The following is a 13,432-nucleotide window of genomic DNA, read 5'->3' as shown; positions in this document are numbered from 1 at the left end:
TACAATACTATCTTAACGAAATTTTGGAGGATGATGATATGACTAAATTAACAAATAACTTACAAGATATATTTTTAAATGAATCAAGAAAAAATAAGATACCCGTAGTTATGTATCTTACTAATGGATTTCAGCTAAAAGGTCTAGTTAAAGGCTTTGATAATTTTATTATTATACTTGATTCAGAGGGTAAAGAAGTGCTAGTATATAAACATGCTATAACAACAATAACACCACTAAAGCCAATTTCATTTAATAACGATTAAGGTTTCACTAAATAATTTATTTGATTTTTGGTTTTAATAGGCAACTAAGTTGCCTATTAATTTATTATGCTTACATATAAATTTAAAATTCAAAGGAGACTAAATAATGCTTAATGCTACAAAAGAACTATATAAATCTAATTACGGAATAAGTGATAAAATTTTAGAATTATACGAAATAACTTTAAAAGATATAGATGAACAATTTAAAATGTACGATGAGATAAGAGAATATAACCAATCAAAGGTTTTAATGGCACTTCAAAACGAAAGGATAAGTGATATACACTTTACTAACTCTTCAGGTTATGGTTATGGAGACATTGGAAGAGATGCCCTTGAAAAGGTTTATTGCAGTATCTTTAATGCAGAAGCGGCACTTGTAAGACCGCACTTTGTAAATGGTACACATGCAATAGGTACAGCGCTTTTCGGTAATTTAAGGCCTAATGATACTATGTTATCTATCTGTGGTACTCCTTATGATACCCTTCATGGAATAATTGGAATAAGCAATGAAACAAATATTGGTTCACTTAAAGAATATGGGATAAATTACAAACAATTAGATTTGGTGGAAGGTAAAGTTAACTTTAAATCTATAAAATCAGAGCTTGAAACTGATAAAAGTATAAAGCTTATACATATACAACGTTCTACAGGTTATGGTTGGAGAAAGTCATTTTTGATTTCTGAAATAGAAGAAATGATTGAATTTATAAAGTCCATAAGAAAAGATGTAATTGTATTTGTTGATAACTGTTATGGTGAATTTATAGATACAAAAGAACCTACAGATGTTGGTGCTGATTTAATGGCAGGTTCGTTAATAAAAAATATAGGTGGTGGTATTTCTCCTACAGGAGGGTACATAGTTGGAAAAGAGGAATATGTTAAACAAGCCTCCTTTAGATTAACAGTGCCGGGTATAGGAGGGGAGTGTGGATCAACTTTTGGAGTGATGAGACAATTATTCCAAGGTCTTTTTCTAGCACCACATATATCTATGGAAGCGGTAAAAACAGCTGTATTTGCTGCAAGGCTTATGGAACTTTCAGGCTTTGAAGTTATGCCAAAGTTTGACGATAAAAGAAGTGATATAATACAAGCTATAAAGTTTAATGATAAAGATCTTTTGATTAATTTTTGTAAGGGAATACAAAAAGGTTCACCTATAGATTCCTTTGTAGAATGTGAACCGTGGGAAATGCCAGGATATAAAGATCAAGTAATAATGGCTGCTGGAGCCTTTATTCAAGGATCATCCATAGAACTTTCAGCAGATGCACCTATAAGAGATCCATATATAGCTTATCTTCAAGGTGGATTAACCTTTGATCATGGTAAACTCGGAGTTTTAATAGCACTATCTAAAATAATAAAACAGTAAAGCAATAAAGCAATAAAGCAATAAAGCAATAAAAGCACTATAACTTTAGTGCTTTTATTGCCTTCTAATATCTTCTATATATTCCTACTAACTTCCCTAAAACAACACATTCTTTTATTATTATTGGGCTCATACTTTTATTTTCTGGCTGAAGTCTTATAAAACCGTCTTCTTTAAAGAATCTTTTTATTGTAGCTTCGTTTTCTATTAACGCTACAATGATTTCTCCATTGATTGCAGTTTCGCCCTTTTCAATAATGGCCAAATCGCCACTATGTATACCGGCTTCAATCATACTATCTCCACTTACCTTTAACATAAATAAGTCCTTATCGTGTTTAACAAAGTTCATAGGCATAGAGAATGTATCTTCAATATTTTCTACAGCTAATATAGGTAATCCAGCAGTAACCTTTCCTATGATTGGGATATCAACCATTTCCTTTTTAGACATGGATAGTTCCAATATTTCTAGGGCTCTTGGTTTTGTAGGATCTCTTTTTATAAAACCTTTTTTCTCTAATCTTTTTAAGTGTCCATGAACAGTAGAAGTCGATTTTAATGACACTGCCTCACATATCTCTCTTACTGAAGGAGGATACCCTTTTAATTCAGTATAACTCTTTAAAAATGCGTATATTTCTTCTTGTTTTGAATTTGCTTGTTCCGTCATTAATAAACACCCCACAATCTTAATTATTAATATTAATTATATCATACAATCTTAAGTAATTCAAACCTATGTTCTTTTAAATTGATAACATTTACAAAAAGTTTTCTTTTATATATTTTTAGTATATTTTTCTAGTTATTTGTTAGAGTATAATTTTAGTAGGCAGAACTAGTATAAAAAACTATATAAATAAAAGGAGATGCAAAAACATCTCCCCAATACATAAATTATCCATTATAATTTTATTATCTAGACAAAACTGAATGGAGTTGAATTTATGTATAATGTTAGTTTAAATGAAAACGGCTTAACTTTCAAGGAGATAGAGAAAAAGATTTATAAGATGGTTTGTGATGAAGCCTGCCATGTTTTAAAAAATGTGTTGGAAGCTTTAGATGAAAAGCTACTTAAAGAAAGAGATATTAAAGTATATAGAAATAAGGGACTTAAAAAGACTTGTTTAAGAACGATTATGGGGGATGTTGAATATTCAAGACGTATCTATCAGTTTGAACTTGAAGATGGTAAAACAGCTACTAAGTTCCTTTTAGATGAGTATCTAGGCATGGACACCATAGGTAATGTATCTATAAATCTTGTAGAAACTATTTTAACTAACGTGTCAGAAGTATCTTTTAGAAAAACAGCTGAAAATATAAAAACAATGTGTAATCAGGAAATTAGTGCTCAAGGAGTTTGGAACATAGTTCAAATGGTTGGAGAAAAGATAAATGAACTAGAAAAGCGTAAGATTGAACTAAATGAAAAAGGTGCGTTGAAAGGCGAAAAGGAAGTACCAGTGCTATTTCAGGAGCAAGACGGGGTATGGTTATCCATTCAGGGAAAAGATAGACCAAAGGGTAAGAATAGAAAAAAAGAACTTAAATTAGCAGTATCTTATACAGGTTGGAAGTTGCGTCCAGGTAGTAAAAAAGAATATGTTGTTATTGATAAAACTGTTTGTGCAAGTTTTAATAGTTCTAGCCACTTTAAAAAAGTTGCGGAAGCAACCATTGCTGAAAAGTATAATGTTGATGAAATAGAAACTAGGATATTAAATGGAGATGGTGCAAAGTGGATAAAAGCAACCTGTGAAGATCAAGACATACACTTTCAACTGGATCCATTTCATATAAGCCAAGCAATTATTAGAAAAGTAAGTGATAAAAAAGAACAGAAAGTCTTACTTAAGTTATTTAGGCAAGGGAAAGTTGATGAAGGGTTGGAAGCAATTGTTAACATGATGATAGAAAATAATAAAGATGAAGTTGTTTTTAAAAAGCTTACAGAGCTATATGACTATTTTGTACATAATAAAGAGGGCCTAGTTCCATATAAATTAAGAGACAATATAACTATGCCTACGGCACCCGAAGGGATAGAATATAGGCAATTAGGGACTATGGAACATAACATTTGCGATGTGTTAGCACATAGAATGAAAGGTAGAAAAATGAGCTGGTCTATTAATGGAGCCGATAACTTATCTAAAATTTTAGCAGAAAAGTTCAGCAATAGATTATTTAGTACCTTGGATAAAATCTATAAAAACATTATCCCGAAGGGTGTTATAGATGCTGTAATTCGTGAAATACCTTTATCCGCTTCCGCGGTTAATAAAAAGGGTACGAAATCTAAAGAATATAAGATACATACCGCGCCTATTCCTTATAGTGGAGCTGCGGTTACCTTTGGAAGAAAAGTAATACAAAGACTTTGTGGATTAAAAGGATTTGGAGATCTTAGTTACAATTAAGAATAAAAATGGGTAGGGTAAATTATAAATACCTCATGTAAAATAATGGATAATAAATCAAAGAAAATAGTTGCCCACTTTTACTTGACTCAAACCTAGTTATTTGTTGAAATTGATTTTTAAAATCTTTGTGGTATAATATAATACTAAAGTTTAATATATTATAAATTTAAGATAGAGGTGATTGCTATAGATAAAAATAAAAACAAACTATCTAATTATGAATCTAGCACAGAAGATGATATGTGTGACTTAGCTCCAAATAAAGTTTGTGACAATTGCTTTAAGTGTTTAGATCCACAAGAGTCCGAGGTACGTTCTATAAATATGGAAGATTTAGAGAACTATGTTTTAGAAGGGGACAAATTCCCAAATAACTCAGAAAACTTAAAAAGTGTACTCAATGATAATGCTTCTAACTATGATTCTTATGGAGATAATGACAAGACTTTTAATTTAGAAGACATAAATGATTCATTCGTAGAAGAAGTAGATAATAAAAAGGTTTATTTTATAGAAGATTTAGAAGATGTAAAAGGTATATTAGATAATGAGTCAGATTTTAATTCGTTAGCAACTGAAGCCTACCCAGGATTAATAATATTAAAGGGAAAAGAGTAGGGGATACGTAGATAAAAAAATGAATTGTAGACTAATTTAAATTTAAATATTACAGAGGTAAATTGAAAATCAATTGCCTCTGTAATTTTATTTTGGATTTCAAAATAACTTTATAGGTACAAATGGCCATTGTGGTTCTATATTTTTCTTTAAAATCATATAATTTCGTCTTGGTTTAAAGGATTGGATTTTACCGCCTCTCTTAATCTTTCATCATCTACGTGTGTATATATTTGGGTAGTAGATATGTTTTCATGACCTAATATATCTTGAAGACTTCTTATATCTACATTACCATGCTTGTACATTAAAGTTGCTGCGGTGTGTCTTAATTTGTGAGGAGTATACTTTTCACTATCTAACCCCGCTGCTTTTATATGTTTTTTTACTACTCTTTCAACACTTCTTTTATTTATTCGATTATTTTTTGAACTTATAAATAAAGCATCCTTATCACTTCCTGAAACCTTTGATGCATCCCTTACTTTTAAATAATCATCTATAGCGTTTAACGTGGTTTGATTTAAGTAAACAGTCCTTTCTTTATTTCCTTTACCTATAACAGTTAAAGTATCATCTTTAATTCTAGAAATGTTTATACCACATAGTTCTGAAAGTCTTAATCCACAGTTCAAAAATATGGTTACTATGCAATAATCTCTCTGATAATTTTTCTCCCTTTTATCCATTGAATGTAGAAGGGTGCGGCTCTCAGTAAGAGTTAAATATACAGGGTTCCTTTGGTTTATCTTTGGAGATTCTAATTCTGTAGCAGGATTTTCATTAATTATCTTAGCTTTATTGTTAAGAAAATTAAAAAAAGACTTTAAAGTAGCTACTTTTCTAGCTCTAGCATAATTACCATTATTTCTATGTTTTTCGGTAAATGATATAAATGCATATAAATCAGTTAAGGATATTTGTTTGAGTAATGTTTTATCTACATCATTAATAGGTATGTCCTCAAATTCTAAATCAGCACTGCAAAGACCTTTGTATGCTTTTATAAATCTTAAGAACATAGTTAAGTCAACTTTGTATGCATCTATGGTATTTATTGATTTACCTTTAATAGTTTCTAAATAAGTTAAAAACTCTATAGCAGAAGGGGGGAGATCTTGATTATAAATACTCTTTATGTTATATTTCATGATTATCACCTAAATTTCATATATTATTCCTATATATAGTTTACCTTACTTATTTACAAAAGTAAATAACGTCGCTAAATATACATTTAGCGACGTTATTTGTAGAGTCTTTATTATTTAATATAAAATTCTTTATTTTATGTTGAAATTGAATAAAGCAAAAGGTATAAAGTATGTTTCTAACATGCTTTATACCTTTTGCTAAGAAATAAAATATACGAAATCAAAAATCCTGAAATTAGTTTTATACGTTAATTTCAGTTATTCCGCCAATTAAATCAGAATTATTTTCAAGTATAGGTTTTATCTTAGATTGAATAAAATCTGTAACTTGACCCGGAGCTCTTCCTATGAAGTTTTTAGGATTTATAATTTTTATAATCTCATCTTCGGTAAAAGGGAAGCTTTTATCATTTATTATTCGATCTATTAAGTCGTTATTAAGTCCTTCTTTTTTAATCCTGCTTGCTGATTCCATAGAATGTATTCTTATTCTTTCATGAAGTTCTTGCCTGTCTCCACCTTTTTTTACAGCTTCCATTAATATGTTTTCTGTGGCCATAAAAGGTAATTCATTAGTTACATGAGATTCAATTATCTTATCATATACCACTAAATTTGAAGATATATTTGAATAAAGATTCAAAGCTCCATCTAAAGCTAAGAAAGCTTCTGCTATTGCTATTCTCTTATTTGCAGAGTCATCTAAAGTTCTTTCAAACCATTGAGTAGCAGCGGTTATTGCAGGGTTTAAAGAATTCACTATAACTAGTCTTGATAGAGCACCTATGCGCTCAGACCTCATAGGGTTCCTCTTGTACGCCATAGCCGATGAACCTACTTGATTCTTTTCAAAAGGTTCTTCCATTTCCTTCATACCTTGAAGTAACCTTAAGTCATTACTAAACTTATATGCACTTTGAGCTATTTCAGAAAGTGTATTAAGCACTATAGAATCTATCTTTCTAGGATATGTTTGGCCTGTAACATCATAACTTTCTTTAAATCCAAATTCTCTAGCAACTAATGTATCTAGTTTTTTTACTAGCTCTTCATCGTTATTAAATAAATTCATAAAACTCGCCTGAGTTCCAGTAGTCCCTTTTACACCTCTAAACTTCAGTGAATCTATTACATATTGCAAGCTTTCTAAATCTATCATAAGATCTTGAATCCATAAAGTCGCCCTTTTCCCTACTGTTGTAAGTTGAGCTGGTTGGAAATGTGTAAATCCTAGTGTGGGTACATCTTTATATTCTACTGCAAATTTGGATAGAGAATTTATTATATTTAAAAGCTTCTTTTTAATAAGATTAAGGGCATCCTTCATTACTATAAGATCTGTATTATCTCCAACAAAACAGCTAGTAGCGCCTAAATGTATTATTGCTTTTGATTCAGGACATTCAAGTCCATATGCATAAATATGACTCATAACATCATGTCTTATTTCTTTTTCTTTCATTATAGCGTCTTCATAATTTATATTATGTATATTTTCTTCTAATTTTAAAACTTGCTTTTCAGTTATCTGAAGTCCGAGTTCTCTCTCACTTCTTGCTAATGCAACCCATAACTTTCTCCAAGTAGTAAACTTATATTCTTCGGAAAATAAATAGCTCATTTCCTTAGAAGAATACCTACTATTAAGCGGTGTAGAATATTGGTTTCTCATAATTACCTCCATACGAACGTATTTGTTTTTAATTATATTATTATTCGTATTATATCATATTTTTTTAAATAGTTCTATTTTACTTTTAAATTAATAGACTAATATTAGATATTATAAGGAGGATGCTATGTATAAATTAAATGTTTTTGATAAGATATCATTTATATTAGTTATAATAGGATCAATAAACATGGGTTTAATCGGGGTTGCTAATATCAACATATTCTATTTACTTTTTAGTTCTTTTGACTTTGTAGAAAGACTTTTATACATTATTATAGGGATTTCAGGCGTGAATCTTTTAGTTTTCATTTTCAAAACTAGACTGATAAATTTTAAAGAAAAATAAAAAAGATACTCCATAAAGGAGTATCTTTTTCATTTTTCTTTTCTTATTCTTCTAATGACTTAATCAACTTAACTATTTCTTCTACTGCATGAGTTTCGTCGTCTCCTGATGCCATAACTGTAATTGAAGAGTCTCTTGTTACACCAAGAGATAAAACTCCTATTAAGCTTTTAACATTAGCCTTTTTACCATTAAACTCTATGCTCACATCTGATTTAAATGAAGATGCCTTTTTAACAAGCAACGTAGCAGGTCTTGCGTGAAGTCCTGTACTATTTTTAACGATTACCTCTTTTGAAATCATTGTATTCACCTCTTTAACCTAAATTTTTAATTAGCTATTATATTATATCATGTTTATTTCATAGTTCAAGGTTTTAAAGTAATATCCATAATTACATCTCCTACTTTACAGGCTTTATAATTAAATGATATGTTAGAAATAAGCTCTGAATTTGTTATTACAATGGGTGTTGTAGATGATGCGTACGTTTCTACATATTCTCTGTCAAAAAATAAAATTTTATCCCCTGCTTCAACGCAATCTCCTTTATTTACATAATAGGCAAATCCCTTACCATTTAACTTAATAGAATCTATACCTACGTGTATTAATACTTGTAGTCCTGAATCTGTCTTTATGGCTAAAGCATGTCGTCCTTCATAAATCAATGTTATCTCCCCTGACACAGGAGCATATAAAAAGTTTCCTTTTGGTTCTATTGCTATGCCTTCACCCATTATTCTTTTATTAAATAAATAGTCATTTACCTCAGAAATTGGTTTTACTTCACCTTCAACTGGTAGATATAACCTTAAACTCTTCTGCATAATAGCACTTCCTATCTAATTTAAAGTTTATTATATTAATATAACACTAAATTATCTTATTTAAAACAGGCTACTTAAATTATCTTACCTATAAACATCTCTATCCTATTTAAACCTTCTTTTATATTATCTAAAGAGGTAGCATAGGATAGTCTTATGTAATTGTTAACCCCAAAAGCATCCCCTGGTATAACGGCTACTTTTTCTTGTTCTAAAAGCAATCTTGAAAAATCTAATGAATCTTTTATAACGTCATTATTATTCTTTTTATTTAGTAAATTGTCTATATTTATCATTACATAAAATGCACCGTCTGGTTTTATTGCAGATATGCCTTTTATCTTTTCTATTCTATTAATCATGTACTCTTTTCTATCACTAAATTCATTTACCATAAATTCCATAGTATCTTGCTTACCAGAAATAGCTTCAATAGCTGCATATTGTGCTATTGAGTTAGGGTTAGAAGTTGTATGACTTTGTATGTTAGACATAAGCTTTATTATCTCTTTTGGGCCAGCAGCATATCCAATCCGCCATCCAGTCATTGCATAGGATTTAGACACACCATTTATAACTATAGTTCTATTGTAAGCATCTTCAGATACACTAGCTATGCTTATATGTTTTTTGTCTCCGTATGTTAATTTTTCATAGATTTCATCAGAAATTATTATTATATCATTTTCTTTGCAAAAATTAGCTATAAGAATTAACTCTTCTTCACTATACAAGGTTCCTGTAGGGTTATTAGGACTATTAATTATAATTGCCTTTGTCTTGTTTGTTACTGCACTTTTTAAAGATTCTAAAGTGTACTTAAAATTGTTTTTTTCTCCACTATTTACATATACCGGCACTCCATCTGCAAGTCTTATAAGTTCAGGATAACTTACCCAATATGGTGTAGACACTATAACCTGATCAAGAGGGTTTAATATAGCTTTAAATACATTAGCTAGACATTGCTTTGCACCTGTAGATATAATTATTTGTGACGAATCATAAGAAAGATTATTGTCTTTTTTAAACTTTTCACAAATAACATCTTTAAGTTCAATAATTCCTGAGGCTGGTGTATATCTTGTTAATCCTTTTTCCATAGCTTGTATAGCTGCATTTTGAATGTTTTCTGGAGTATTAAAATCAGGTTCCCCTGCCCCGAACCCAATTACGTCTATACCTTCTGCTTTCATTTTCTTAGCCTTAGCTGTAATAGCTAAAGTTAAAGATGGTTCTATTTGTTTTGCTTTTAAAGAAAGTTTCATTTATGTTTCCCCCGTTTAAAATATATTTTTTGTATTTATATTTTTTATAGATATAAAAGATTTAACACGCTTTGAAAACCTTTACCGATATTATTTCATCAAAAAGATAAATGATCTTATACTTGCAACTCCTTTTTTTATAATTATCTACACTGGATAATTAATTTGATCGCAGTTCTCTCTTCCCCGTCAATTTCAATATCTGTAAATGCAGGCACACAAATAAGATCTTTACCACTAGGTGCAACAAAACCTCTTGCTATTGCTATGGCTTTAATAGATTGATTAACAGCCCCTGCTCCTATAGCTTGAATTTCTACAGTATCTTTTTCTTTTAATACGGCCGCTAAAGCTCCCGCTACGGAGTTAGGATTAGATTTAGTAGATACTTTTAATATTTCCATTAATTTTACCCCCTATATATAAACTCAACTATTGCGTTTAAACAATAATAGTTAATACATTACTATAACTACTATAATTCTACACATATGTAAAAAGTCCTTTCTGTATAGAGATATATTTAAAAATAAAATACACCTTGCTAAAGCAAAGTGTATTTTATTTTTGTTTAATTATTTAGCATAATCTATAGCTCTAGTTTCTCTTATTACATTAATCTTTATTTGACCTGGGTATTCTAATTCACTTTCTATAGTCTTAACTATATCCCGTGCCATTTCGATAGCTCCAGCATCATCAATTTGATCAGGCTTTACAATTATACGTATTTCTCTTCCAGCTTGTATAGCATAAGATTTTTCCACGCCCTCATGACTATTTGAAATCTCTTCAAGCTTTTCAAGACGTTTAATATAAGTTTCTAATGTCTCTCTTCTAGCTCCTGGTCTAGCGGCAGATATAGCATCTGAAGCTTGAACCAATATTGCTTCAAGAGATTGCATTTCTACATCACCATGATGAGCTGCAATAGCATTAACTATTATAGCGGATTCATGATACTTCTTAGCCATATCAGCTCCTATTAGAGCGTGTGGCCCTTCTATTTCATGATCTAAAGCCTTTCCTATATCATGTAATAACCCTGCTCTTTTAGCAATGGTAGGATCAAGTCCTAGTTCCGATGCCATAAGTGCAGCTAAATATGAAACCTCTATAGAATGTTTAAGTACATTCTGACCATAACTAGTTCTGTATTTTAATCTTCCTAAAAGTTTAATTAACTCTGGATGTAGTCCGTGGACAGCTGTCTCAAAAGTAGCTTGCTCGCCTTCTTCTTTGATATCATTTTCTACATCCTTTTTAGCACGTTCAACCATCTCTTCAATTCTAGCTGGATGAATCCTTCCATCAACAATTAGTTTTTCTAAGGCTAGCCTTGCAACTTCCCTTCTTATAGGGTCAAAGCAAGATAATATAACCGCTTCTGGTGTATCATCAATAATTAAATCTACACCTGTCAATGTCTCAAGAGTTCTTATGTTCCTACCTTCTCTGCCTATAATTCTACCCTTCATCTCATCGTTAGGTAGAGCTACTACATGTACAGTTGATTCAGATACATGATCTGCAGCACATCTTTGTATTGCACAAGTTATTACCTCTCTTGCTCTTTTATCTGCTTCATCTTTAGCCTTTGATTCAATATCTTTAATCATTAATGCAGTTTCATGTTTAATTTCTCTACGCACTTCTTCAAGTAATATCTGTTTTGCCTCTTCTGCAGATAAACCTGAAATTCTCTCAAGCTCTTGTCTTTGTTGTGAATATAAATCTTTCACTCCGGTTTCAAGTTCTTCAACTTGTAGAATCTTATTACTTAAGTTCTCTTCTTTTTTCTCTAATGAATCACTTTTTTTGTCTAAAGCTTCTTCCCTTTGGATTAATCTTCTTTCAAATCTTTGTACTTCATTTCTTCTTTCACGAGACTCTTTTTCAAAATCGTTTCTTAATTTGTGAACCTCTTCTTTAGCTTCTAAAATTGCTTCTTTTTTTAAGTTCTCTGACTCTTTTTTACTGCTAACAAGTATTGCTTCCGCCTCTTTTTCCATAACTAAAAGTTTGTTTTTAGATTCTTTGATTTTATTATGGAATATCATATATATGGCAATACCAGCTAATGCTAGTATAACAATAGTTATTAGTATCATTTTAAAAGTTGCATCCATGTCACAACACCTCCTTAATTTCTATGTGAATTTAAGCTTTAGTCAACCTATCTCATAGAAAAGGTGTTTAATTCTTTTTTTTATAAATACTATTTGATTATCTCAAACCAGTATTTGTCTATATTATATTTTAAATTCAAATCTATGTCAAGATGAATTGATGCATAAAAACTGCAAGAATAATTCTTGCAGTTTTTTAAAGCACTGTTATTTTTTTTGTTTTGTATCTTTTGACTCAGTATCTTTATTTGAATCTACTGTTTTAGATTCCTTATTTGATGATTTAGCCTTTTCTCCATCAACCTTGTTCAAAGGTAAATTAAATCTTTCTCTTATAAGAATTTCTATTTCTTTCATGAGTTCTGGATTTTCTTTTAAATACTGCTTGGCATTTTCTCTACCTTGACCAAGTCTAACATCCTTATAAGAAAACCAAGATCCACTTTTTTGAACAATTTCTTCTTTTGAGCCTATATCTAGAACGCTACCTTCTTTTGAAATTCCACCATTATACATGATATCAAATTCAGCTTGCTTAAAAGGAGGCGCTACTTTGTTTTTTGTAACCTTCACTCTAGTTCTATTTCCAACAACCTCATCACCTTGTTTAATTGAATCAATTCTTCTTATATCAAGTCTTACAGATGAATAAAACTTAAGAGCTCTTCCACCTGGAGTAACTTCTGGGCTACCAAACATTACACCAACTTTTTCTCTTAGTTGGTTAATAAATATAGCTACACATTTTGACTTATTAATACTTCCTGAAAGCTTTCTTAATGCTTGAGACATAAGTCTTGCTTGTAGGCCTACATGAGAGTCTCCCATTTCGCCTTCTATTTCTGCTCTTGGAACTAAAGCTGCTACAGAATCCACTACAATTACATCAATGGCTCCTGACCTAACTAAAGCTTCTGTTATTTCTAGTGCTTGCTCACCCGTATCTGGTTGAGACACAATTAAACTATCTATATCTACCCCTAGTCTTTTAGCATAGGCTGGATCTAATGCATTCTCAGCATCTATATAAGCTGCCGTTCCTCCATTTTTCTGTGCCTCTGCCACCACATGAAGTGCAACAGTAGTCTTACCAGAAGATTCTGGTCCATATATCTCAATAACCCTTCCCTTAGGTACACCACCTATTCCTAGTGCAATATCAATATCTAAACATCCTGTAGAAATAGAATCTACAGTTAGTAAGCTTCCACCGCCTAGTTTCATTATAGATCCTTTACCAAATTGTTTTTCAATTTGACTCATAGCAGTTTCAATTGCTTTTAATTTTTCATTATCCACATTACCCATTACGGTCACCAACCT

General features: G+C 30.7%; 14 protein-coding genes. 5 read left to right on the top strand and 9 right to left on the bottom strand.

The window, feature by feature from the left end; all coding sequences use genetic code 11:
* Nucleotides 1-38: 38 nt before the first annotated feature.
* Both hfq and DY168_RS06540 read left to right on the top strand, forming a co-directional pair.
* A complete protein-coding gene (gene hfq, locus DY168_RS06545; RefSeq protein ID WP_115641037.1) occupies nt 39-266 on the top strand; it encodes an RNA chaperone Hfq in 228 nt (75 codons plus the stop codon).
* 106 nt (nt 267-372) lie between these two features.
* Nucleotides 373-1,656, top strand: coding sequence for a methionine gamma-lyase family protein (locus tag DY168_RS06540; RefSeq protein ID WP_115641036.1), 1,284 nt, complete (start codon nt 373-375; stop codon nt 1,654-1,656).
* A gap of 64 nt (nt 1,657-1,720) precedes the next feature.
* Here DY168_RS06540 and lexA read toward each other — a convergent pair whose 3' ends face one another.
* Nucleotides 1,721-2,329: a transcriptional repressor LexA gene (lexA, locus tag DY168_RS06535; RefSeq protein WP_115641035.1), complete on the bottom strand. Its 609-nt coding sequence runs from the start codon at nt 2,327-2,329 to the stop codon at nt 1,721-1,723.
* Between the two features lie 277 nt (nt 2,330-2,606).
* Between lexA and DY168_RS06530 the strand changes: the two genes are divergently transcribed.
* Together DY168_RS06530 and DY168_RS06525 are read left to right on the top strand one after the other, a co-directional pair.
* Nucleotides 2,607-4,085: an ISLre2 family transposase gene (locus DY168_RS06530; RefSeq protein ID WP_115641034.1), complete on the top strand. Its 1,479-nt coding sequence runs from the start codon at nt 2,607-2,609 to the stop codon at nt 4,083-4,085.
* A 180-nt stretch (nt 4,086-4,265) separates the two neighbouring features.
* Entirely contained in the window at nt 4,266-4,706 is a 441-nt protein-coding gene (locus DY168_RS06525; RefSeq protein ID WP_115641033.1) for a hypothetical protein, read from the top strand.
* Nucleotides 4,707-4,861: 155 nt separating this feature from the next.
* On the opposite strand, the gene DY168_RS06520 is transcribed toward DY168_RS06525, so the two are convergent.
* Together DY168_RS06520 and purB are read right to left on the bottom strand one after the other, a co-directional pair.
* Entirely contained in the window at nt 4,862-5,857 is a 996-nt protein-coding gene (locus DY168_RS06520; protein WP_115641032.1) for a tyrosine recombinase XerC, read from the bottom strand.
* A gap of 244 nt (nt 5,858-6,101) precedes the next feature.
* Nucleotides 6,102-7,532, bottom strand: a complete 1,431-nt coding sequence (gene purB / locus DY168_RS06515; RefSeq protein ID WP_172556284.1) for an adenylosuccinate lyase — start codon at nt 7,530-7,532, stop codon at nt 6,102-6,104.
* 127 nt (nt 7,533-7,659) lie between these two features.
* Here purB and DY168_RS06510 point away from each other — a divergent pair, with 127 nt between their 5' ends.
* On the top strand, nt 7,660-7,881 hold the full coding sequence (locus DY168_RS06510; protein ID WP_115641031.1) for a DUF378 domain-containing protein: 222 nt from the start codon (nt 7,660-7,662) through the stop codon (nt 7,879-7,881).
* A 43-nt stretch (nt 7,882-7,924) separates the two neighbouring features.
* On the opposite strand, the gene DY168_RS06505 is transcribed toward DY168_RS06510, so the two are convergent.
* From DY168_RS06505 to recA, 6 genes are all read right to left on the bottom strand, one after another.
* Entirely contained in the window at nt 7,925-8,185 is a 261-nt protein-coding gene (locus DY168_RS06505; RefSeq protein WP_115641030.1) for an HPr family phosphocarrier protein, read from the bottom strand.
* 65 nt (nt 8,186-8,250) lie between these two features.
* Nucleotides 8,251-8,712 (bottom strand): PTS sugar transporter subunit IIA, encoded by a 462-nt coding sequence (locus tag DY168_RS06500; protein ID WP_115641029.1) that lies wholly within the window; start codon nt 8,710-8,712, stop codon nt 8,251-8,253.
* Between the two features lie 74 nt (nt 8,713-8,786).
* Complete coding sequence (locus DY168_RS06495) at nt 8,787-9,980, bottom strand: pyridoxal phosphate-dependent aminotransferase (RefSeq protein WP_115641028.1); 1,194 nt, start codon at nt 9,978-9,980, stop codon at nt 8,787-8,789.
* Nucleotides 9,981-10,123: 143 nt separating this feature from the next.
* The gene (locus tag DY168_RS06490; protein ID WP_115641027.1) at nt 10,124-10,384 is read right to left on the bottom strand and encodes a stage V sporulation protein S; all 261 of its coding nucleotides are present in this window, start codon (nt 10,382-10,384) and stop codon (nt 10,124-10,126) included.
* Nucleotides 10,385-10,555: 171 nt separating this feature from the next.
* Nucleotides 10,556-12,109 carry a ribonuclease Y gene (gene rny, locus DY168_RS06485; protein WP_115641026.1) on the bottom strand — a complete coding sequence of 518 codons (1,554 nt, stop codon included), beginning with the start codon at nt 12,107-12,109 and terminating at the stop codon, nt 10,556-10,558.
* A 207-nt stretch (nt 12,110-12,316) separates the two neighbouring features.
* Nucleotides 12,317-13,417, bottom strand: coding sequence for a recombinase RecA (gene recA, locus DY168_RS06480; RefSeq protein WP_115641025.1), 1,101 nt, complete (start codon nt 13,415-13,417; stop codon nt 12,317-12,319).
* Nucleotides 13,418-13,432 lie beyond the last annotated feature (15 nt).

The sequence above is a fragment of the Clostridium putrefaciens genome (genome assembly GCF_900461105.1).
Taxonomy (GTDB): Bacteria; Bacillota; Clostridia; order Clostridiales; family Clostridiaceae; genus Clostridium_L; species Clostridium_L putrefaciens.
Note: the sequence above shows the minus strand (reverse complement) of the source record. Positions and strands in the feature narration are given on the sequence as shown.